The sequence below is a fragment of the Halomarina litorea genome (genome assembly GCF_024227715.1).
In the GTDB taxonomy this organism is placed as follows: Archaea; Halobacteriota; Halobacteria; order Halobacteriales; family Haloarculaceae; genus Halomarina; species Halomarina litorea.
Genome location: NZ_CP100448.1, coordinates 617,312 through 637,327 on the forward strand (window position 1 = coordinate 617,312; position 20,016 = coordinate 637,327).

Genomic DNA, 20,016 nt, shown 5'->3' on the forward strand with positions numbered 1-20,016 from the left:
CGTCCATGTCTTCGGAGTCCTCCGACGCCGACACGCCCGACGCCTACGACGAGTTGCTCGACCACACGAAGCGCGTCTCCAACCTCCGGGAGGCCGCGGGCGTCCTCAACTGGGACCAGCAGGTGACGATGCCCGAGGGGGGGACGCCCGCCCGCGCCGGCCAGTTGTCGGCGCTCTCGGCGGTGACCCACGACCTCGCGACCGACGGACGGGTGGGCGCGTGGCTGGGACAGCTCCGCGACGCCGACCTGAGCGAGGAGCGACAGGCCGTCGTCCGCGAGGTGCGCCGCGAGTACGACCGGGAGCGCGACGTGCCCGGGGACCTCGTCGAACGCCTCTCGCGGCTCCAGACCGAGGCCCAGCAGACGTGGCAGGAGGCGAAGGCCAACGACGACTTCGACGTCTTCGCGCCCACGCTCGAAGACCTGCGTGACCTCCACCGCGAACGCGCCGAGCACATCGACGACGACGTCTCACCGTACGTCGTCATGTTCGAGGACGGCGAACCCTATCTTCCCCTCGACACGGTCGAACGGGTCTTCGACACCCTGCGCGAGGAACTCGTCCCGCTCATCGCCGACATCCGGGAGGAGGGCGAACCGCTACCGCGACCGTTCGAGGGGAGCTACTCCGACGAGGACCAGCTAGCCCTCTGTCAGGCCGCCCTCGACGAACTGGGGTACGACCGCTCGCGGGGCCGCCTCGACACCGCCCCGCACCCGTTCATGTCCGGCAACCAGTTCGACGCCCGGGTGACGACGCGCTTCAAACCCGAGGACCCGCTGGACGCCCTCACGGCCACCATTCACGAGTTCGGCCACGCCACCTACCAGCTCGGCCTCCGGCAGGACGAGTACGCGACGCCCCTCGGTCAGCCCCGGTCGTCGGGGGTCCACGAGTCCCAGTCCCGGTTCTGGGAGAATCACGTCGGGCGCACCCGCGCGTTCTGGGAGTACTTCGCGCCGACGTTCAACGACCACCTCGGGACGGACCTCTCGGCGGAGACGCTGTACGAGGCGGCCAACCGCATCTACCCGGACAACCTCATCCGGGTGGAGGCGGACGAACTCACCTACCACTTCCACATCATCCTGCGCAGCGAGATCGACCGCGCGTTCGTGGAGGGCGACGTCGAGGCCGACGACATCCCGCAGGTGTGGGACGAGAAGATGGAGGAGTACCTCGGCGTCACCCCCGACACCGACCGCGAGGGCTGTCTGCAGGACATCCACTGGTCGTACGGCTTCGCGGGCTTCCAGAACTACACCGTCGGGTCGGTGCTGGCCGCCCAACTCGACGCCGCGGTGCGCGAGGACCTCGACGTGGACTCGCTGGTCCGCGAGGGCGAGTTCGCGCCCATCCGCGAGTGGATGACCGAGAACGTCCATCGCCACGGCCAGCGCTACGAGACGGACGAACTCGTGGAGGCGGCGACGGGCGAACCGCTCACCGCCGATCACTTCGTCGAGTACGCCCGCGAGAAGTTCACCGACCTCTACGACCTCTGAGGCAGGTCGACGACGGGCCGAGGTGGCCGCACGCGAGTCGGCGCGCCGGTTAAGACCACCATAGTATTGGACCCGTCCCGTGTATCGACCCGCGTGACGAATCGAACTCAGACCGCCCCGCGACGGTTCCCGTAGATGCGCCGACTCCTCCGCGCGCTCAGACGGACGCTCTCACCGAGTGGCGACCTCACCTCGCGGACGGTCGTCGGCGGGCTGTGGGTCGCGTTCACCAACGGCGGCAACCGGGTCCTCGAACTGCTGATGCTCGTCGTGCTGGCGCGCCTGCTCTCGCCGGCCGACTTCGGGCTGTTCGGCATCGCGCTGGTCGCGCTCTCGGCGCTCCAGCGTTTCTCCCGACTCGGTCTCGACACCGCCCTCGTCCAGCGGAAAGAAGAGAACGTCGACGACTACCTCGACACGGCGTTCACCCTCCAGATACTCCGGGGGGCGCTGGTCGCCGCGGTGGCGTTCGTCGCGGCCCCGTACGTAGCGGAGTTCTTCGGCGAACCGCGCGCACGGCTCCTGTTGCAGGTGGTCGCGCTCGCGACGCTGTTCCGGGCGCTGTACAACCCCGGGACGGTCTACTTCCAGAAGTCCCTCGAGTTCCACAAGCAGTTCGTGCTCACCGTCACCGGGACGTCCACGCGCGTCGCCGTCTCCATCGGCTACGCGCTCGTCTCGCCGACGGTGTGGGCGCTGGTCGCCGGCCTCGTCGTCGGCAACTTCGCCCAACTGGTCGTCTCCTACGTCATCCACGACTACCGCCCGCGTCCCGGGTTGGACGTGCCGAAGGCTCGCGGGATGGTTGACTACGGGAAGTGGATATTCGGCTCCTCTGCCGTCTCCTTCCTCTACAGCGAGGGTGACGACGTCTTCGTCGGGTGGTTCCTCGGGTCGGGCGCCCTCGGCGTGTACCAGGTGGCCTACCGCCTCTCGAACGCGCCCGCGACGGAGGTGGCCCACACCATCTCGCGGGTGGCCATGCCCGCCTACTCGAAGGTGCAAGACGACACCGCGGCCCTCCGCGAGGGGTTCCACCGCGTCCTCCGCCTCTCCTCGCTCGTCTCGCTCCCCATCGGCGTCGGCATCGCCGTCGTCGCGCCGGTGTTCGTCCCGACGGTGCTCGGCGACGGCTGGGAGCAGATGGTCGTCCCGATGCAGGTGCTCGCCACCTTCGGCGTGTTGCGCTCGGTGCGCACCTGTACCTCGCCGCTGTTCCGCGCGGTGGGCCGTCCCGACTACGTCGCGAAGATACACGCGATCCGACTGGCGGTCATGGCCGCGGCCATCTACCCGTTAACCGATGCCTTCGGCCTCGCCGGGACCGCCCTGTCGGTCCTGCTCACGAGCGCCGTGGGCATCCCCATCGCGACGGCCCTGGCGATTCGACTCGTCGACACCGACGTGCGCTCGCTGGTCGGCATCGTCGCCTTCCCCGCCGTCGGCAGCCTCACCATGGGTGCGTGCGCGTACACCGTCCGGGAGTCCGTGACCCCGCTGTTCGGCGTGCTGGCGGGTTTCGTGGCGACCGTCGTCACCGGCGCGGTCGTCTACGGACTGGTCATGCTCGCGTTCGAACAGCGCTTCGACATCGGCCTCTCCGAGTTCGTCGGGCAGGTCAAGGGGAGCTTCTGAGCGAGCGACGGCCCCTCCGGATGTCCCGGCCCTCGCAGGCCGCACCACCGCTCGATAGGAGTAAATTACTCCATATACCGATAGGTAACACGGATATAACTATGCCCGTCTGTTACGATACCGATACAGTATGGTCGTCGACCGTGCTATCCGGCACTACCGCAAGGGGGGACTCCCCCGACTCCTGTCCAAGATGCGGGACCAGGCAGTCTTCAGCGCCGAACACGCGCTGTTCGCCCTCGAGCGTGCCGCCCTGACCGACCGACAGTGGTTCGAGTACACCGTCTGGCGGAACCGACGCGGAGTCGATGCCGCCGCCGACCCGCGCCAACTGCGGTACGTGAACCCCGCGGAGATACTGTACACCTCGCCCTTCGAGACGCTGTTCTGCTTCCGGAAGTTCGGTGCCGTCCGGGGCGGTGACTGGGACCGCGACTGCGAACTGCTCGCCGAGCGCTTCGACTACATCTGGGACGCCCTCGACGCCCGGTACGCCGAGGGCCGCGACTGGGAGGACGTCCCCCTCGTCCAGCAGGTGCTCGCCGGCGAGCGACGCTGGCGCTTCGCCACGGGCGAGGAGGTGTGGGACTGGGTCGAACGCCTCGACGAGGTCTACGACAGCATCCAGCGCGACGGCTACCGCTCCGCGCGCGAACTCCACGGTATCTCCTTCGAGGAGGCCGCGAGCGAGGAGTTCGACTCGCTCGCCGACCGCTTCCGCCCCGTCGCCAACGAGTCGATGCTCCTCGGCGACACCGACGACGTGACCATCTTCGACTGGATCGCCGATATCCAGGTGGACATCGGGCGCGACGGCGAGATACTCCAGCACAACGGCCGCCACCGGCTCTGGATGGCCCAGCACCTCGGCCTCGACGAGATTCCCGTCTGCGTCATCGTCCGCCACGAGGAGTGGCAGGCCCTGCGCGACGAGATCGCGAACGCGACGAGCGTCGACGAGTTGAGCGACCGGGCGCGCCGCCACCTCGACCACCCCGACATGGTCGACGTCGCCGGCGGGTTGCGCACGGCCGAGTCCCCCCGCGCCGCCCCGAACCTCACCGCGACGCGCGCGGACGACTGAGTCGAGACCGTCGATCCCGCGAACGGGACCGACTGGAGGACGGTCGACGAGCCGTCGGCTGCCCCGTCGAGGCCGACCACGGAAAAACGCGGGACGGTCGGTGCGGTTACTCGAGGTCGAAGCGGTCGAGTGTCATCACCTTGTGCCACGTCTCCACGAAGTCGTGGACGAACGTCTCCTCCGCGTCGTCGCCGCCGTACACCTCCGCGACGGCGCGGAGTCGGGCGTTCGACCCGAAGACGAGGTCCGCGCGGGTGCCCCGCCACTCGACGTCGCCCGTGTCGCGGTCGCGCGCCTCGAACAGGTTGTCGGCGTCCGGGACCTCCTGCCACTCCGTCTCCATGCTCAGCAGGTTCACGAAGAAGTCGTTGGTCAGCGTGCCCGGCCGGTCGGTGAGCACGCCGAGGTCGGACCCGTCGTAGTTCGCGTCCAGCGCGCGCATGCCGCCGACCAGCACCGTCATCTGGGGAATCGTCAGGTCCAGCAGCTCCGAGCGGTCGACCAGCAGCTCCTCGGCCGACCGGTCGGCCTCGTCGGAGTAGTAGTTCCGGAAGCCGTCGGCCGTCGGCTTGAGCGCCTCGAAGGACTCGATGTCGGTCTGCTCCTGCGAGGCGTCCGTCCGCCCCGGCTCGAACGGCACGTCCACGTCGTAGCCGGCGTCCGCCGCCGCCTGCTCGACGGCCACGTTCCCGCCCAGCACGACGAGGTCGGCGAGCGAGATCTGCACGCCGTCGTCCCGTGAGCTGTTGAAGTCCTCCTTGATACCCCGGAGCGTGTCGAGGACGGTCGCCAGCTCGTCGGGGTTGTTGACCTCCCAGTCGCGCTGCGGGCGGAGGCGGATGCGGGCACCGTTCGCGCCGCCGCGCTTGTCGCTGTCGCGGTACGTCGACGCCGACGCCCAGGCGGTCCTGACCAGCTGGGAGACCGACAGGTCCGAGTCGAGAATCGTCTGTTCGAGTTCGGCGACGTCCTCCTCGCCGACGAGGTCGTAGTCGGCGTTCGGGATGGGGTCCTGCCACAGCATCTCCTCGTCGGGGACCTCGGGGCCGAGCATCCGTGACGGCGGACCCATGTCACGGTGAATGAGCTTGTACCACGCCTTCGCGAAGGCCTTCTGGAACTCGCCGGGGTTCTCCTGGAAGCGCTCGACGACCTCCCGGTAGTCGGGGTCGTGCTTCAGCGCGACGTCCGTCGTCAGCATCATCGGCGTCTGCTTCTCCGAGGAGTCGTGGGCGTCCGGGACGGTCCCGTCGAGGTCCTCGTCCACGGGCCGCCACTGCCACGCGCCGCCGGGGCCCTTGTGGGCCTCCCACTCGTAGTTCAGCAGGTTGTCGAGGTAGCCCATGTCCCACTTGACGGGCGCCTGCGTCCACGGGCCCTCGATGCCGCTGGTGATGGTGTCGGCGCCCTGGCCCGACTCGTAGTCGCTCTCCCAGCCGAGGCCCTGCGACTCCATGGGGGCCGCCTCGGGTTCGGGTCCGAGCGCGTCCGGGTCGTCCGCGCCGTGGACCTTCCCGAAGGTGTGGCCGCCGGCGATGAGCGCGACGGTCTCCTCGTCGTTCATCGCCATCTGGCTGAACGTCTCGCGGATGTTGTGCGCCGACCCCTCGAGGTCCGGTTCGCCGTTCGGCCCCTCCGGGTTCACGTAGATGAGCCCCATGACGGAGTTGCCGAGCGGGTTCTTGAGGTTGCCCTCCTCGTCGAAGCGCTCCGGGGAAGAGGCCTCCATCTCGTCTTCGGGCCCCCAGTCGACGGCCTCGTCGGGTCTGTAAGCGTCCTCGCGCCCGCCGCCGAAGCCGAACGTCTCGAAGCCCATCGACTCCAGGGCGACGTTCCCCGTCAGGACCAGCAGGTCGGCCCACGAGAGGCTCTTGCCGTACTTCTGCTTGACCGGCCAGAGCAGTCGTCGCGCCTTGTCGAGGTTCGCGTTGTCGGGCCAACTGTTGAGGGGGGCGAACCGCTGGCCGCCCCGACTCGCGCCGCCGCGGCCGTCGGCGGTGCGGTACGTGCCGGCGCTGTGCCACGCCATGCGGATCATCAAGGGCCCGTAGTGGCCGTAGTCCGCCGGCCACCAGTCCTGTGACGTCGTCAGCACCTCCTCGATGTCCGCCTTGACCTCCTCGAAGTCGAGGGACTCGAACGCCTCCGCGTAGTCGAACTCCTCGCCCATCGGGTCGCTCGGGCGAGTGTTGTTGTCGAGGACGTCCAGGTTCAACTGATTCGGCCACCAGTCCTGGTTGGACTTACTCATGACTCGGCAGTTATCGCGTTCGAAAGTTAAGATTGACTACTCCGGGCCGAGGGTTCGCTGTGGGCCAAACGAATCATCGGTTTCGCGAACTTCTGTTGGCGCGCGGGTCGTGTACATTACCCACGGGACAATGGTGCAGCCCCCTTCGCCCCCTGTCGGGTCGCCGGTCGTCGGGTCCTCGCGCCGGAGCGCGGTCACACACGGGGTCGCGGAGCGCTCGACGGAGTTCCCGGAACTGATCGACCCCGAGACGTCACGGTAGCGAGTAAGTGGACTCAGACGACCCGATTGACCGGCCCCTCTCCACCGGCCAGTCGGTCGGCGTTCGTCGCCACGAGGTCCGCGACGGCCTCGTGGTAGTCGTTCGTCATCGCGGCGACGTGCGGCGTGAGGAGCACCTCGTCCATCCCCCACAGCGGCGAGTCCTCGGGGAGCGGTTCGGGGTCCAGCGCGTCCAGGCCCGCGCCCGCGATGCTCCCCGATTCGAGGGCCGCGACCAGCGCCGACTGCTCGACCACCTCGCCTCGCGCGACGTTGACGAGGTACGAGTCGGCGGGCATGGCGTCGAGTTCCGCCTCCCCGACCATCCCTCGCGTCTCCGCCGTGAGGGGGACGGTGAGGACGACGAACCGGGCGTCCGAGACGGCCTCGTGGAGTTCGTCGGGGGTGTACACCTCCCGCACGCCGGGGACGGGCGTGGGAGTCCGCCGGACGCCCACCACGTCCATCCCGAGGGCGTCCAGTCGGGTGGCGACGCCCCGGCCGAGCGTCCCCAGTCCGACGACGCAGGCGCGTTCCCCGCCCAGCGTGAACGCCGCCTCGTAGGGTTCGCGGTCCCACTCCGAACCCCGCTGTCGGTCCCGGTAGCGGTGCAGGCGGCGCGCGAAGGCCAGACACATCCCGCAGACCGTCTCGCCGACGCTCTCGCCGTGGATGCCCGTCGAGTTGGTGAACGTCACGCCGTACTCGCGGTAGGACTCGACGGGGTAGTCGTCGTACCCCGCGGTGATGGCGTGGACCCACGGCGCGTCGAGGAACGACTCGTCGTGGTCGAAGGCGACGACGCCGTCGAAGCCGGCCGGGTCGTCGGTCGTCTGGCTCTCGACGCCCCGCTCCGCGAGGGCGTCGACGAGGTACTGCGGGTCGAAGACAGGCTCGACTGAGGAGTGGACGGCGATGCGAGTTCCCGAAGTGGTCATGGTCGTTACTCCGGGCGAGGAGGTATGAATGTGAAGTGGGCGGCTCGGGTTGACTCCTCGTCACAAGGGGCTCGGTGGGGGTAACCCTCGTCACCGCCGCCCGGCGGTGGTTGACCCGCGCCCGGTATCCGCTTACTGGTTTCCGGTCCCCGCTACCCACCCCGCCCGCTCACGCGCATCGCGGGCGACCCGCGCCACGCCTGCCGCGTCGAGGACACCCACCTCGGTCACCAGCGAGACCACCTCCCCCGGCGTCACGTCGAACGTCGGGGCGAGTACCTCCAGCGAAGCGTCGCCGTCGTACACTTCGCTCGCCGGGCGGGGTTCGAGGTCGGGGTCCCCCGACTCGCCCTCGGGTCGTATCTTGTCTCGGGCCGTGACGACGACCGTCGGCACCCCCTCGTGGGCCGCCGCCAGCGCCGCCCCCCGCGTCCCGACCTTGTTCACCACGCGCCCGTCCGGGAGGACGGTATCCGCGCCGACGAGGACCGCGTCGATGGGTTCGGTGGCGAGGGCGTGCGCGACGGTCGAATCGGTGAGGAGCGTCACGGCCGTCGAGTCGGCGAGCGACTCGGCCACCCCGCGCCCCTCGCCACCGGGACGTGACTCGGCGACGAAGACTCGGTCTGGGGCGAGGCGGTCCAGCGTCTCGGCCACCGTCCCCGACCGCGAGAGCGTCAGGACCCGTTCCGCGCCGGCCAGTTCCTCGACGGCCCGGTCCGCGGCCGCTTCGTCCGCAGCGAGTGCGTCCTCGATGACCTCCTCGGCCCGGTTCCGAACCGCGGACGGGTCGCCGTCGGCGGCGTGCATGGCGCGGTCGATTCGCGTCACGACGACGGTCATGCTCGGTCTGGCCTCACGCAGGTCGCGGGCGAGTTCGGCCAGCGAGTCCCACTCAGCATCCCCCTCGTGTGCGTCTCGCGCCGCCCGGTCACGGAGGACTTCGAGCGCGCGCACCGACAGGTAGGCCGCGCCGTGGTCGCGGTCCTCCCGGACCGTCTCGACGGTGGGCGCGACGGCCTCGTAGGAGCGCCAGAGGTCGGGGACCGTCTCGCGGTCCAGCATCGCCGTCGGCGGGGCCCACTCGAACTCGCTCGTCTCCCGGTTCGTCTCGACGGCCCGCGAGTCGCACTCGAAGAGGAAGGGGTGGACGACCCACGTGCCGTGGTCGTCGTCGTGGGCGGGGAACGGGTCGCCCACGCGGACGAGGCTGACGCGGTCGCCGAGGCCCGTCTCCTGTCGAATCTCGGCGCGGGCGGCGTCGGCGGGTTCGCGGCCCGCGACTCCGTCCTCGCCGTCGCCCGGTTCGACGTGGCCCGCGACGCCGCCCCACCGGCCGGGGTAGGAGCCGACCGCGTCGGAGCGCCGCAGGAGGAGCACGTCGGTCCCGTTCCGCAGGAAGCAGGTGACGACGGGGGTTCCCTCGGGGTCGGTCATGCGCCGTGGTCGCGTCGCGGGGGCAAGAACCCGACGACCGGGTCATCGCTTAAGCCCCAGTGGGGTGAGATGCGGGGTATGCAGCTAGCCATCCTCGCCGACACGCACGTCCCGTCGCGCGCCGACGCCATCCCCGACTGGGTCCGCGAGGCCGTCCGGGCGGCAGACCACGTCGTCCACGCCGGTGACTTCGACTCGCAGGAGACCTACGACCAGATAGCCGACCTCTCGGCGGAACTCACCGCCGTTCGGGGGAACATGGACCCCGAACTGGACCCGGAACTCCCCGAGACGACGACGGTCGAACTCGGCGGCGTCCGGTTCGTCGTCACCCACGGGACCGGCCCCATCGAGGACAACCACGACCGCGTCGTCGGTATCGTCCGCGAGGTGGTGGCGGACACCGACGACGACCTGCCTCTCGTCGGCGTCTCGGGGCACACCCACCACCTCGTCGACGAGACAGTCGAGTCGGAAGACCGGGGCGACTCCGCCCGACAGACGCCCTTCGCGCCGACGGTGCGCCTGCTCAACCCCGGGAGCGCGACGGGTGCGGACCCCGCCGAGTTCCCCTCGATGTACCTCGTCGAGGTGGAAGACGGCGACCTCGAGGTGCACGTCGAGAAGCACGAGTGAGGTAGGCCTCTCCGGTACCGGACCTGTTTATACGGGCGGATTCCGACCTCCCGGTATGGAACTGTTCGCCGTCCCCGACCTGCCCGAGATACGGTCGGGCGACGACCTCGCGTCGCTGGTCGCGGACCGCGTCGACCTGCGGGCGGGCGACGTGGTCTGCGTAGCGAGTACGGTCGTCTCGAAGGCCGAGGGGCGCACCGTCGACCTCGCGGACGTGACGGCGGGCGAGCGCGCACGCTCGGTCGCCGCCCGCCTCGAACGCATCACCGGCGAGGAGAAGGACCCCCGGTTCGCGCAGGTCGTCATCGAGGAGTCGAGCGACCTCGTGATGGAGGCCCCGTTCCTCCTCACGGAGACGCGCTTCGGGCACATCACCGTCAACGCGGGCATCGACCGCTCGAACGTCCCCGGCGCGGACCTCCTCTTGCTCCCGGCGGACCCGACGGCGAGTGCTGCGCGACTCCACGAGGAGTGGGGCGTCCCCGCCGTCGTGACCGACACCTGCGGGCGGCCCTTCCGGCACGGACAGCGCGGGGTCGCCATCGGGTGGGCCGGGATGCCCGCCTCGCGAGACTGGCGCGGCGAGACCGACCGCGACGGCCGGGAACTCGACGTCACCGTCGAGTCGGTGGTGGACGAACTCGCCGCCGCCGCGAACCTCCTCTCGGGCGAGGGCGACGGCGGCACGCCCGTCGTCGTCGTCCGCGGCTTCGAGTTCGGCGACCACGCCGGCAGCGACGAACTGTTCAGGAGCTACGAGGACGACCTCGTCCGGCAGGCCCTCCAGGAGTGGGAGTTCGACGGATGAGAGGTATCGAACTCACCCCCGAGCACCCGACGGAGCGAATCGCGGGCCTCGCGGTCCGCGCCGAGGACGCGGGCTTCGACACCGTGTTCGCGACGTGTCACTACAACAACCGCGACCCGTTCGTCGCGCTGACGCGAATCGCCGACGCCACCGAGTCGGTCAGGCTGGGACCGGGCGTCGCGAACCCCTACGAGACCCACCCCGTCCGCCTCGCCTCGCAGGTGGCGACCCTCGACGAGGCCAGCGGCGGGCGGGCGGTGTTCGGCGTCGGCCCCGGCGACCCCTCGACGCTCCGCAACCTCGGCATCGACCGCGAGCGGGGGCTGAGCGCGACGCTGGAGGCGTTCGAGACCGCACGGGACCTCTGGGCCGGCGAGCGCGTGAGCCACGAAGGGACCTTCGCGGCGACGGACGCGGGCCTGAACTACGACCCCCCGAGCGGCGAGTCGATTCCGGTGTACGTCGGCGGCGAGGGCCCCCACATGTGTCGGATGGCCGCGAAACACGCCGACGGGTTGCTGTTCAACGGGTCGCACCCCGACGACCTCGCGTGGGCGCGCGCGCAGGTCGAGCAGGGGCTCGACGAGCGACCCGCGGGGCGGGGCGACTTCGACCTCGCGGCCTACGCGAGCGTCAGCGTGGCCGAGGACGCCGACGAGGCCCGTGAAGCGGCCCGTCCCCCGGCGGCGTTCATCGCGGCGGGGGCGGCTCCCCCCGTCCTGGACAGACACGGCATCGACCGGGAGCGAGCGAGTGAAATCGGCGACGCCATCAGCGCCGGGGCGTTCTCCGAGGCGTTCGAGCGCGTGACGCCCGCGATGCTGGAGGCGTTCTGTGCGACGGGGACGGTCGAGACGGTGGCCGAACGGGTGGCGGACATCCTCGACCACGCCGACAGCGTGGTGGTGGGGTCGCCGCTCGGTCCCGACCTGGAAGCGGCGGTGGACCTCGCGGCGCGTGCGCTGGACGACGCGGGCGCGGAGTGAGGGTCCGAGATTACCGGCCGCGGAACTCCTGTTCGCGGCGCTCGCGGTGGCCCTTGCCCGGCGTCGGGAGGTTGCCGGCGGGGCGGACGAGCGCACCGAAGACGAGGTAGCCGAAGACGACGCTGGCGACGACGAGGAAGATGGCCCCCGAGAGGAGCATGGCGCTCTGCATGACGCTCCCTCCCGCGATCTCGCCGAAGTTGACGACGAGGTCGACGACGCTCTGGACCAGTTCCACGGGTAGACTCTGCATATCTCACGGTACAGGCGGGCCGGTACTTGTGTGTGTCCGTCCGTCACGGCTATACGTCGCGCGCCGCGAGTGCGGACGATGAGTCCCGACCGCTCGCTCGACGACTTCCTCGGCCCCGGCGAGGACGACGGCACGGACGATGGCGGGGGCGACGAGACGACGGAGGACTCCGACCCGGTCGCGGAATCGGGCGACCCGACCGGAACCGACCCGACCGAGTCCGGCGCGCCGGAGGCCGACGCCCCCGCCGAACTCGTCGTGCGCCCGGCACGGTCCACGATGGACTGGACGCCGGGCGGTGCCCCCTGCGAGGCCTGCGGCGCGTCCGCCGACCGCCGCTGGCGCGACGGCGACCGACTGGTCTGTGCCGACTGCAAGGAGTGGTAGGTCGCGCGCCTCGACACCTGTTCTCACGACCGCACGAACCCAGCAAAGTTACTAATCCGCGGGCCGTGTTCCTCGTGTGAGAGACTGCCACGCTCGATATGCCCGACAGAAGAGATATACGGCTCTCCGGAAGATCCTGTAACGATGAGTGACAATCTCACCGCCGAGGCTGGCGGGGACGTCGACCCCGCCGACGTCGAGGCGGCGGGCGACCTCGCCCGACGGGTCACGGAGAACGTCGAACGCGTCATCGTCGGCCACCACGTGGTCGTCGAGCACCTCGTGACGGCGGTTCTGGCTCGCGGCCACGTGCTCCTCGAGGACGTCCCCGGCGTGGGCAAGACGATGCTCGCTCGTGCGGTCTCCCGCTCCGTGGACTGTTCGTTCAAGCGCGTCCAGTTCACCCCGGACCTCCTCCCCACCGACGTGACGGGCGTCAACGTGTTCAACCAGAAGACCCGCGAGTTCGACTTCCGGCCCGGTCCCATCTTCGCCAACGTGGTCCTCGCCGACGAGATCAACCGCGCGCCCCCCAAGACCCAGTCCGCGCTCCTCGAAGCGATGGAAGAAGAGCAGGTCACCGTCGACGGGACGACCCGTCGGGTCCCCGACCCCTTCACCGTCATCGCGACGCAGAACTCCGTCGAGCGCGACCGGACGTACGAACTGCCCGCCGCGGAACTCGACCGCTTTACGAAGAAGCTCCACCTCGGCTACCCGAGCGAGGCCGACGAGTCGCGGGTGCTCGCCCGCGTCGTCGGCGAACACCCCATCGAGTCGCTCGAACCCGTCACGACGGCGGCCGACCTCGTCGCGGCGCGCCGCACCGTCGCCAACGTCCGCGTCGAGGACGCCGTCCGCGAGTACGTCACCCGACTCGCCCGCTACACCCGCGAACACGCCGAACTCGGCGTGAGTCCCCGCGGGTCTATCGCCCTCCTCCGGGCCGCACAGGCCCGGGCGGCCCTCGACGGCCGCGACTACGTCGTCCCCGACGACGTGCAACGCGAGGCCGTCGTGACGCTCGCGCACCGAATCCGCCCGGCCGCAGGCGGCGACCTCTCGGCCCGCGACCTCGTCCAGCGGGCGCTCGACACCGTCGACGTATGATGCTGACTCCCCGTGGCATCGTCGTCGCCCTCGCGGCCGTCGGCGCGTTCGCCGTCGGGACGATGTTCGGGCAACCGGGTCTCAACGCGGTGGCCGCCCCGGCGCTCATCGGCCTGCTGGTCGGCTTCGTACAGGTCTGGCGCGCCGACCGCCCCACCGTCGAACGTATCGCCCCCACCGCGGGCTTCCCCGGCGACGTCCGGACGATGCGCCTCGACGTGACCGCGAGTGGCCCCGTCACCGTCCGTGACCGCCTCGGCGACGGCCTCCGTCCGACCGCCCACGTCGCCTCCCTCGGCGGGGGCGGCCGCGTCGAGTACGACCTCGAGTTCGCCCGCCGGGGGGTCCACGAAGTCGGTCCCACGACCGTTACCCTCCGCGACGCGCTCGGCCTCTTCACGCACGACTACGTCTACCGGAACACCGACGACGTCCTCGTCTACCCCTCGGTCCAGCCGGTCACCGCGGGCGGCGTGTTCGCCGGCCTCGTCGAGCGGGCGGGGTCGCCCGAACGCACGGCGTTCGACAGCCTCCGCGAGTACGTCCCCGGCGACGCCCTGCGCGACATCCACTGGAAGTCGAGCGCGAAGCGCGACGACATCGTCGTCGTCGAGTTCGCCGCGGAGGACGAGGGGGCGGTGAGCGTCGTCGCGGAGGCGACGCCCGGTCCCGACGGGACCAACGCCGACGCGATGGCGACGGCCGCCGCGAGCGTCGTCGCCCACCTGCTGGACGCCGGCGTGGAGGTGTCGCTCGTCGCTCCCGGCGGGCGACTCGACCCCGGCATCGGCGAGCGCCAGCGGCGGGCCGCCTTCGAACTGCTCGCGCGCACGCCCCCCGGTCGCGTCGACAGCGAGACGCTAGAGGGGGCGGACGTGCGTATCGTCGCCGACGGCGAGACGACCGTCTCCGTCGGCGGCCAGCGCGTCCCGTTCGACCACGTCGCCGACGGGAGCGTCCGTCTCGGTCGGGAGGTGCCCGCATGAGGCGGCGACTCCGCGAGGGGGCGGCGGCGCTCGGCCCGCGGGCAGTCACCGCGGGCGCGCTGGCCGCGCTCACGGCGACGTACCTCGCGGTGCTGTACCGCGTCGTGGACGTGGCCGGCGACCCGGCGCTGTTCGCGGGCGTCGTCGTCGGCGCGCTGGTGGGTGGCCTCGTCCTCGGCCGCGTCCTCCCCGACGCCCTCTCCCTGCCGCTGACGCTCGCCGTCGCCGCGGGGGGGATGGTGCTCTACCTCCCGACGGTCCCGAACGGCTGGGAACTGCTCGGCCAGTTCGACCTGCTGTGGGGGGACGTCGTCGCCCTGCTGACGGGGCTGAGCATCCTCCGGATCATCAACGCGGGGGTGTGGGCGACGGCGTTCGCCCCGGTCCCCGTCTTCCTCTCGTGGTTCCTCGCGGCCCGCCGACGCTACTCGCTGGCGGCGGCCGTGGGGCTGACGGCGCTCGTCTTCTTCGTCCTGACGGGCGACGTCAGCCCGCAGACGGCGCTGTTCGGCGTCATCGCCGCGGCCGCCGCTGTCGGCGTCGGCGACGTGGACCGGCGCGACGGGCGACTCGTCGACGCCGATGGGGTGGCCGTCGTCGTCGCCGCGATGGTCGTCCTGACGGCGTCGGTGACGCTCGTGCCGACCGGCGCGGGCGAACCGCTGTTGAACACCGGCGGGACCGCGAACGCCGAGACCATCGAGGCGAGTCTGACGGGAACCGACGGCGAACTCGCCATCCAGGGGTCCATCAGCCTCAGCCCCGAGGTGCGCTTCCGTATCGAGAGCGACGAGGGCCGCTACTGGAAGGTCGGGTCCTACGACCGCTACAGCGGCGACGGCTGGGTCCGGACCGCGTCCACCGGGTCGTTCGAGGGACAGTCCGGGCCGCCCGGCGACAGCCGCCCGGTCGAACAGCGCGTCACCGTCGAGAGTCGGACGACGGTGATGCCCGCGGCGTGGAAACCCGTCGGCGTCGACGGCTACTCGACGCGTGTGACCGGGTTCGGGAGCGTCCTGCCGGCGAGTCCGATGGCCGAGGGCGACGAGTACGAGGTGCTGAGTCGGGTGTCGAACGCCCGGCCCGCCCAGTTGCGCGAGGCCGGGGACGACTACTCGGCCATCGACGTCGAGCGCTACACCCAGTTGCCCTCCAGCACGCCCGACCAGTTGGGCGAGTACACGGGCCAGTTGACCGCGAACGCCGACAACGCGTACGACGTGGCGCGCATCGTCGAGGTCCACCTGGAGGAGGAGAAGGAGTACTCCCTCGACGTGAACCGACCCAGCGGAGATATCGCCAGTTCGTTCCTCTTCGAGATGGAGGCCGGTTACTGCACCTACTTCGCGACGACGATGGTGTCGATGCTCCGCTCGCAGGGCATCCCCTCGCGCGTCGCGGTGGGCTACACCCCCGGCCAGCAGGTGGGGGCCAACGAGTGGGTCGTTCGCGGGCTGAACGCCCACATGTGGGTCGAGGTGTACTTCCCCGGCCACGGCTGGCAGCAGTTCGACCCGACGCCCGCCGGCCCCCGACAGGACGCCGAACGGCAGTCGCTCGACGACGCGCGAAGCGCGGGCAACCCCGACGTGGACGTGGCGGGGTCGACGCCGACACCGACGCCCGAACCGACGCCCAACGGGACGGACGCGAACGGGACGGACGCGAACGGGACGGACGCCAACGGCTCGGGCGGCGACGGGACCATCGACCCGACGACGCCACCGACCGGTCCCGAACTCGGTGACGGGGCCGTCGGCGGCGGCGGTGGCGGTGACGGCGACGGGGGGTTCCAGTTGACGATGCCCTCGCGCGAGGAGACGGTCCTCGGATTCGTCGTCTTCCTCGGCGTCGCGGCCGTCGTCAGGCGGTCCGGGGCCGGCCAGCGGGCCTACCGCGAGGTGTGGCTCCGCCGTCAGCCGCGGACCGACGACCCCGCCGCCGACATCAAGGGGGCGTTCGACCGCATGGAGTACCTGCTCTCACGTCACCGCAGGGCACGCGCCCCGGGGGAGACGCCCCGGCGGTACCTCCGGTCGCTCGGGGACCCGGACGCCCGCCGCGTGGGGGAACTGTACGAGCGGGCGACCTACGCGGGGCGGGCGACGCGCGCCGACGCCGACGAGGCGTGTGCGCTCGTCGACGACCTGGTGGACAAGTACGCCCGGTTCTGACCGGCCGCGGGCGACGAGGCCCGCGCGTGCCGGTTTCACCTCCCGACAATGTTTAATAGGCCCATCGAGTAGGCCCACATTGTAATGTCGGAAGTCTGCTCGACGTGTGGATTGCCCCAGGAACTCTGCGTCTGCGAGGACGTCGCCAAAGAGTCCCAGGAGATACACATCCGCATCGACGAGCGCCGATACGGGAAGGAGGTAACGGTCATCGACGGGTTCGACCCGCGTGACGTGGACATGGACTCGCTGTCGTCGGACCTGAAGTCCAAGTTCGCCTGTGGCGGGACCGTCGAGGACGGCTCCATCGAACTACAGGGCAACCACCGCGGCCGCGTGGAGGACTTCCTCCGCGACAAGGGCTTCAACGTCGCCTGACCTCCCGTCGGTCTCCACTTCCTTCCGTCTTTCTCGCCCGACGAGCGACGGCGTCGAGTCCGTCGGCTCTTGTGACTACAGTTCCCGCGTTATCTGCGACCCGTCGTTCTCGACGTTCGCGGTGGAGATGGTCGGGATACACTCGCCTGCGAACGGTCGTGTCTTCGAGAATGGACGAGCGCGTCAGAACGGCGCGTCCGGGCCCTCGCTCCCGCCGTCGGCCTCGGCCTGTTCGCCGCCCGCCCCGCTCTCGAAGCCGTACTCCCAGCCCTGCAGACCCTCGCGGAGGCTCTCGACTCGCGCCTCGCCCGCCCCCTCGTAGGACTTGATGAGGCGGGCGGCCTGGATGGAGGACTCGCCCATCGGGCAGATGGTGACGACGCGGTCCGCGCCGTCGAGTTCTTCGACCCGGCGGGGGAGTTCCGCGAAGGGGATGTTCTCGCTGCTGGGGATGTGACCGCGCTCGAAGGCGGCCCGCGAGCGGATGTCGACCAGTCGGACCGCCTCGCCCTCGTCGATGAGCGCCTTCAGTTCCTCGACGCTGATCTCGTCGTCCATACTCGTACCTGCCGGTCGGGACGGATAAACCCTCCAGCCCGCCTCCCGGCGACACCAATCACAGCAGGCCCGCGTCGCGCGCCACGAGCAGCGGGGTGAGCAACCAGCCGACGACGGGCGACTCGCGGGCGCGTGCGAGGGCGTCCTCGGGGGCGAGGTGCCGGACGGCGATGTCGCCCTCGCCGGCGTCGAGTGACTGCTCGCCCGGCGCGAGGTCGGTGGCGAAGACGACGTGCTTGCGGTTCCGTTCCCACCCGGAGACGTGGTAGCTCCTGAGGACGTCGAGGCGGCCGGCCCGGTAGCCCGTCTCCTCTTCGAGTTCGCGGGCGGCGGCCCGTTCCGGGGACTCCCCCGACTCGCACTTGCCCGAGGGACACTCGAGGAACGTCCCCCGGAGGCGCGGGCGGTACTGTTCGACGAGGGCGAGGTCGCCCTCGTCGGTCAGCGCCACCACGCAGACGTCGTCGGTCTGGTCCAGCCAGTAGTACTCGCCGGCCGTCCCGTCGGGGCGGCGGACCGTCTCGCGACACACCCGGAAGTAGGGGTTCTCGTACTCGACGCGGGTGTCGACGACCGGCCACTCGTCCATGTGGGAGCCACCGGGGCGGGACGGATAACCCTATAGCAGGTCCGCGTCCCGCGCGACGAGCAGCGGGGTGAGGAGCCACCCCACCGCGCCCGCCTCGCGAGCGCGGTCGAACGCCTCGGCGACGGGCAGTCGGTGGACCACGAGGCCCGCCTCCCCCGGGTCGAGTGACTGCTCGCCCGGCGCGAGGTCGGTGGCGAAGACGACGTGGCGGGTGTAGCGGTCCCACCCCGAGGGGCGGTAGCTGGCGAGGCGGCGAGTCTCGTGGGTTCGATAGCCGGTCTCCTCTTCGAGTTCCCGGACGGCGGCCGCCTCGGGCGACTCGCCGGGGTCGATGGCCCCGCTCGGACACTCGAGGGTCCGCGCGCGCTGGCGGGGCCGGTACTGTTCGACGAGGACCACCTCCCCGTCCCCGTGGGCCACGACCGCGACGGCGTCGGGCGGGTCGACCCAGAAGTAATCCGCCCGCTCGCCGTCCGGTCGCTCGACGCGGTCGTAGCCGACGGTGAAGAAGGGGTTCTCGTACTCGGTGACGGACTCGTGGTGGGGCCACTCCATGCCGCGGGGGCGGGCGGGCCATAGCTCTCCCGCCCGCTCAGGAGAGCAGGCCCTCGCGCTCGGCGAAGAGGACGCCCTCGATGGTGGCGTCGTTGGCCGGGTCCTCGCGGGCGCGGTCGAAGGCGTCCTCGACGGGCACGCGCGTCACCTCGATGAACTCGTTGGAGTCGAGTTCCCGGTCGGTCCCCGCGAGGTCGGTTGCGAAGACGAGACCCCGACGGTGGCGGAGGACGCCCGTCGACACCCAGAAGTCCGAGAGGAAGACGGTCGTCTCCGGGTGGCGGCCCGTCTCCTCGGCGAGTTCGCGGGCGGCCGCCGACTCGTAGGCCTCGGGTGCGACGTCGCTCCCGGCGGCCAGTTCGCCGTCCGGCGAGTCGACGTCTTCGACGATGCCCGCGGGCAGTTCGAGACAGTACTCGCGGATGGCCGGGCGGTACTGCTGGACCATCACGAGGTGGTCGCCCTCGCGGGCGACGACGACGACGGCGGGCGGGAGTTCCGCCCAGTAGTACTTCTTCTCCGTGCCGTCGGGCTGTCTGAGCAGGTCGTACCCGCCCGTGTACCACCCCGTCTCGTACTCCGCGACGCTCTCGACGCGCTCCCAGTCCTCAGGAACCATTGGGTGTCTCACCCCCACGGACGAGTTCGAGTCGGTAGACGGTGTCGCTCTTCCGGACGAACGCCGTCGATCCGTTCACCGCCCCGGCGTCTCGGTTGTCAGCGTCTCGGTCGCGCTGTTCGAGGGCGTCCAGTTCGTCGAACGGTGAGTGGGTGAACGACTCCTTGATGCCGACCGGCCCGTCGTAGTACGCCTCCGAGCGCCCCGTCTCGATGGCCCGCGTCGTGTACGGGAAGCGCCGCTCCGAGAAGTTCCCCACGTCGACGGCGGTCCGGTCGCCGTCGTCCACCTCGGTGGCGACGAGGTAGTACGGGTCGCCACTGGCGAGGAGGCTCGGGAGCGCCCCGAGCGCCAGCAGGAGGACGACGACGGCGAGCAGGCCGAGCAGGAAATTCTGCGTGACGGCGCGCATCTACCCCTCCAGCGCGGGCCGATAGAACCGCCCGAAGGCGATGCGGCGCAGGGTGGCGACGGCGGCGTCCTCCTGCTTCTGGAACGTCGCGGCGACGACGCTCGAATCGTGGTCGACGGCGTGCCAGACGACGTGCTCGACGTTGTCGCTCCCCTCGACGTGGCGTTCGTACTCCGGATGCGAGTCGCACCACGACTCGAACTCCTCGTCGGTGCCGACGTGGACCCGGAGGAGGGAGGCGAACAGGGCGTCGCGTGCCGTCTCGACGACGTCGCCCGTGACGCGGTCGGCGTACTCCTCGCGGTCGAAGTCCATCCGCTTCGTGACCTCGCGGACGACGGTCTGGGCGGCGGGGCCCATCGCGTCGTACTTCTCGCGGGCCGCCTCGGTCGTCTCGGGGGCCAAGAACCCCTCCGTGTGCATACCCGGGGGTACGCGGGGGCGGTAGTTA

General features: G+C 70.6%; 21 protein-coding genes. 11 read left to right on the forward strand and 10 right to left on the reverse strand.

Annotated features, from left to right (window positions below; translation table 11 throughout):
• The first annotated feature begins 5 nt into the window (after window positions 1-5).
• From NKG96_RS03410 to NKG96_RS03420, 3 genes are all read left to right on the forward strand, one after another.
• Window positions 6-1,508 (forward strand): carboxypeptidase M32, encoded by a 1,503-nt coding sequence (locus NKG96_RS03410; protein WP_254537054.1) that lies wholly within the window; start codon window positions 6-8, stop codon window positions 1,506-1,508.
• A 135-nt stretch (window positions 1,509-1,643) separates the two neighbouring features.
• Window positions 1,644-3,143, forward strand: coding sequence for a lipopolysaccharide biosynthesis protein (locus NKG96_RS03415; RefSeq protein WP_254537055.1), 1,500 nt, complete (start codon window positions 1,644-1,646; stop codon window positions 3,141-3,143).
• Between the two features lie 130 nt (window positions 3,144-3,273).
• Window positions 3,274-4,227: a hypothetical protein gene (locus tag NKG96_RS03420; protein WP_254537056.1), complete on the forward strand. Its 954-nt coding sequence runs from the start codon at window positions 3,274-3,276 to the stop codon at window positions 4,225-4,227.
• A 106-nt stretch (window positions 4,228-4,333) separates the two neighbouring features.
• Here NKG96_RS03420 and katG read toward each other — a convergent pair whose 3' ends face one another.
• The 3 genes from katG to NKG96_RS03435 all read right to left on the reverse strand — a co-directional run bounded on the left by katG (window position 4,334) and on the right by NKG96_RS03435 (window position 9,114).
• Complete coding sequence (katG, locus tag NKG96_RS03425) at window positions 4,334-6,478, reverse strand: catalase/peroxidase HPI (RefSeq protein WP_254537057.1); 2,145 nt, start codon at window positions 6,476-6,478, stop codon at window positions 4,334-4,336.
• 275 nt (window positions 6,479-6,753) lie between these two features.
• On the reverse strand, window positions 6,754-7,677 hold the full coding sequence (gene ddh, locus NKG96_RS03430) for a D-2-hydroxyacid dehydrogenase (protein WP_254537058.1): 924 nt from the start codon (window positions 7,675-7,677) through the stop codon (window positions 6,754-6,756).
• 132 nt (window positions 7,678-7,809) lie between these two features.
• Window positions 7,810-9,114, reverse strand: a complete 1,305-nt coding sequence (locus NKG96_RS03435; protein WP_254537059.1) for an eIF2B alpha/beta/delta subunit family protein — start codon at window positions 9,112-9,114, stop codon at window positions 7,810-7,812.
• Between the two features lie 78 nt (window positions 9,115-9,192).
• On the opposite strand from NKG96_RS03435, the gene NKG96_RS03440 reads away from it, so the two are divergent.
• From NKG96_RS03440 to NKG96_RS03450, 3 genes are read left to right on the forward strand one after another with little or no spacing between them, the layout of a single operon-like run.
• Window positions 9,193-9,750 (forward strand): metallophosphoesterase family protein, encoded by a 558-nt coding sequence (locus NKG96_RS03440; RefSeq protein ID WP_254537060.1) that lies wholly within the window; start codon window positions 9,193-9,195, stop codon window positions 9,748-9,750.
• A 55-nt stretch (window positions 9,751-9,805) separates the two neighbouring features.
• A complete protein-coding gene (locus NKG96_RS03445) occupies window positions 9,806-10,558 on the forward strand; it encodes a coenzyme F420-0:L-glutamate ligase (RefSeq protein ID WP_254537061.1) in 753 nt (250 codons plus the stop codon).
• The gene (locus NKG96_RS03450; RefSeq protein WP_254537062.1) at window positions 10,555-11,544 is read left to right on the forward strand and encodes a 5,10-methylenetetrahydromethanopterin reductase; all 990 of its coding nucleotides are present in this window, start codon (window positions 10,555-10,557) and stop codon (window positions 11,542-11,544) included. The genes NKG96_RS03445 and NKG96_RS03450 overlap by 4 nt, the downstream gene beginning before the upstream one ends.
• A gap of 10 nt (window positions 11,545-11,554) precedes the next feature.
• Here the strand turns inward: NKG96_RS03450 and NKG96_RS03455 are convergent, their stop codons facing one another.
• Entirely contained in the window at window positions 11,555-11,797 is a 243-nt protein-coding gene (locus NKG96_RS03455; protein ID WP_254537063.1) for a DUF8024 family protein, read from the reverse strand.
• A gap of 78 nt (window positions 11,798-11,875) precedes the next feature.
• On the opposite strand from NKG96_RS03455, the gene NKG96_RS03460 reads away from it, so the two are divergent.
• The 5 genes from NKG96_RS03460 to yciH all read left to right on the forward strand — a co-directional run bounded on the left by NKG96_RS03460 (window position 11,876) and on the right by yciH (window position 16,832).
• Window positions 11,876-12,184, forward strand: coding sequence for a DUF7573 domain-containing protein (locus NKG96_RS03460; RefSeq protein ID WP_254537064.1), 309 nt, complete (start codon window positions 11,876-11,878; stop codon window positions 12,182-12,184).
• 144 nt (window positions 12,185-12,328) lie between these two features.
• Entirely contained in the window at window positions 12,329-13,294 is a 966-nt protein-coding gene (locus tag NKG96_RS03465; RefSeq protein ID WP_254537065.1) for an AAA family ATPase, read from the forward strand.
• Window positions 13,291-14,280, forward strand: coding sequence for a DUF58 domain-containing protein (locus NKG96_RS03470; RefSeq protein ID WP_254537066.1), 990 nt, complete (start codon window positions 13,291-13,293; stop codon window positions 14,278-14,280). Before NKG96_RS03465 ends, NKG96_RS03470 begins: the two co-directional genes overlap by 4 nt.
• The gene (locus NKG96_RS03475; protein ID WP_254537067.1) at window positions 14,277-16,454 is read left to right on the forward strand and encodes a transglutaminase TgpA family protein; all 2,178 of its coding nucleotides are present in this window, start codon (window positions 14,277-14,279) and stop codon (window positions 16,452-16,454) included. The genes NKG96_RS03470 and NKG96_RS03475 overlap by 4 nt, the downstream gene beginning before the upstream one ends.
• An 84-nt stretch (window positions 16,455-16,538) precedes the next feature.
• Window positions 16,539-16,832, forward strand: a complete 294-nt coding sequence (gene yciH / locus NKG96_RS03480) for a stress response translation initiation inhibitor YciH (RefSeq protein ID WP_254537068.1) — start codon at window positions 16,539-16,541, stop codon at window positions 16,830-16,832.
• A 183-nt stretch (window positions 16,833-17,015) separates the two neighbouring features.
• Here yciH and NKG96_RS03485 read toward each other — a convergent pair whose 3' ends face one another.
• The 6 genes from NKG96_RS03485 to NKG96_RS03510 are packed head-to-tail and all read right to left on the reverse strand — an operon-like array spanning window position 17,016 to window position 19,988.
• A complete protein-coding gene (locus NKG96_RS03485; protein ID WP_254537069.1) occupies window positions 17,016-17,390 on the reverse strand; it encodes a rhodanese-like domain-containing protein in 375 nt (124 codons plus the stop codon).
• A 58-nt stretch (window positions 17,391-17,448) separates the two neighbouring features.
• Window positions 17,449-17,979 carry an NUDIX hydrolase gene (locus NKG96_RS03490; RefSeq protein ID WP_254537070.1) on the reverse strand — a complete coding sequence of 177 codons (531 nt, stop codon included), beginning with the start codon at window positions 17,977-17,979 and terminating at the stop codon, window positions 17,449-17,451.
• A gap of 30 nt (window positions 17,980-18,009) precedes the next feature.
• Window positions 18,010-18,534 (reverse strand): NUDIX hydrolase, encoded by a 525-nt coding sequence (locus NKG96_RS03495; RefSeq protein ID WP_254537071.1) that lies wholly within the window; start codon window positions 18,532-18,534, stop codon window positions 18,010-18,012.
• A 37-nt stretch (window positions 18,535-18,571) separates the two neighbouring features.
• Window positions 18,572-19,153, reverse strand: coding sequence for an NUDIX hydrolase (locus NKG96_RS03500; RefSeq protein ID WP_254537072.1), 582 nt, complete (start codon window positions 19,151-19,153; stop codon window positions 18,572-18,574).
• Window positions 19,143-19,565, reverse strand: coding sequence for a hypothetical protein (locus NKG96_RS03505; protein WP_254537073.1), 423 nt, complete (start codon window positions 19,563-19,565; stop codon window positions 19,143-19,145). The genes NKG96_RS03500 and NKG96_RS03505 overlap by 11 nt, the downstream gene beginning before the upstream one ends.
• Window positions 19,566-19,988, reverse strand: coding sequence for a DUF5809 family protein (locus NKG96_RS03510; protein WP_254537074.1), 423 nt, complete (start codon window positions 19,986-19,988; stop codon window positions 19,566-19,568).
• Window positions 19,989-20,016: the final 28 nt, after the last annotated feature.

What these genes read in the sequence shown, in the direction of transcription:
- NKG96_RS03410 (WP_254537054.1), top strand. Translation starts at nt 6, where the DNA reads ATGTCTTCGGAGTCCTCCGACGCCGACACGCCCGACGCCTACGACGAG.
- NKG96_RS03415 (WP_254537055.1), top strand. Translation starts at nt 1,644, where the DNA reads ATGCGCCGACTCCTCCGCGCGCTCAGACGGACGCTCTCACCGAGTGGC.
- NKG96_RS03420 (WP_254537056.1), top strand. Translation starts at nt 3,274, where the DNA reads ATGGTCGTCGACCGTGCTATCCGGCACTACCGCAAGGGGGGACTCCCC.
- katG (WP_254537057.1), bottom strand. Translation starts at nt 6,478, where the DNA reads ATGAGTAAGTCCAACCAGGACTGGTGGCCGAATCAGTTGAACCTGGAC.
- ddh (WP_254537058.1), bottom strand. Translation starts at nt 7,677, where the DNA reads ATGACCACTTCGGGAACTCGCATCGCCGTCCACTCCTCAGTCGAGCCT.
- NKG96_RS03435 (WP_254537059.1), bottom strand. Translation starts at nt 9,114, where the DNA reads ATGACCGACCCCGAGGGAACCCCCGTCGTCACCTGCTTCCTGCGGAAC.
- NKG96_RS03440 (WP_254537060.1), top strand. Translation starts at nt 9,193, where the DNA reads ATGCAGCTAGCCATCCTCGCCGACACGCACGTCCCGTCGCGCGCCGAC.
- NKG96_RS03445 (WP_254537061.1), top strand. Translation starts at nt 9,806, where the DNA reads ATGGAACTGTTCGCCGTCCCCGACCTGCCCGAGATACGGTCGGGCGAC.
- NKG96_RS03450 (WP_254537062.1), top strand. Translation starts at nt 10,555, where the DNA reads ATGAGAGGTATCGAACTCACCCCCGAGCACCCGACGGAGCGAATCGCG.
- NKG96_RS03455 (WP_254537063.1), bottom strand. Translation starts at nt 11,797, where the DNA reads ATGCAGAGTCTACCCGTGGAACTGGTCCAGAGCGTCGTCGACCTCGTC.
- NKG96_RS03460 (WP_254537064.1), top strand. Translation starts at nt 11,876, where the DNA reads ATGAGTCCCGACCGCTCGCTCGACGACTTCCTCGGCCCCGGCGAGGAC.
- NKG96_RS03465 (WP_254537065.1), top strand. Translation starts at nt 12,329, where the DNA reads ATGAGTGACAATCTCACCGCCGAGGCTGGCGGGGACGTCGACCCCGCC.
- NKG96_RS03470 (WP_254537066.1), top strand. Translation starts at nt 13,291, where the DNA reads ATGATGCTGACTCCCCGTGGCATCGTCGTCGCCCTCGCGGCCGTCGGC.
- NKG96_RS03475 (WP_254537067.1), top strand. Translation starts at nt 14,277, where the DNA reads ATGAGGCGGCGACTCCGCGAGGGGGCGGCGGCGCTCGGCCCGCGGGCA.
- yciH (WP_254537068.1), top strand. Translation starts at nt 16,539, where the DNA reads ATGTCGGAAGTCTGCTCGACGTGTGGATTGCCCCAGGAACTCTGCGTC.
- NKG96_RS03485 (WP_254537069.1), bottom strand. Translation starts at nt 17,390, where the DNA reads ATGGACGACGAGATCAGCGTCGAGGAACTGAAGGCGCTCATCGACGAG.
- NKG96_RS03490 (WP_254537070.1), bottom strand. Translation starts at nt 17,979, where the DNA reads ATGGACGAGTGGCCGGTCGTCGACACCCGCGTCGAGTACGAGAACCCC.
- NKG96_RS03495 (WP_254537071.1), bottom strand. Translation starts at nt 18,534, where the DNA reads ATGGAGTGGCCCCACCACGAGTCCGTCACCGAGTACGAGAACCCCTTC.
- NKG96_RS03500 (WP_254537072.1), bottom strand. Translation starts at nt 19,153, where the DNA reads ATGGTTCCTGAGGACTGGGAGCGCGTCGAGAGCGTCGCGGAGTACGAG.
- NKG96_RS03505 (WP_254537073.1), bottom strand. Translation starts at nt 19,565, where the DNA reads ATGCGCGCCGTCACGCAGAATTTCCTGCTCGGCCTGCTCGCCGTCGTC.
- NKG96_RS03510 (WP_254537074.1), bottom strand. Translation starts at nt 19,988, where the DNA reads ATGCACACGGAGGGGTTCTTGGCCCCCGAGACGACCGAGGCGGCCCGC.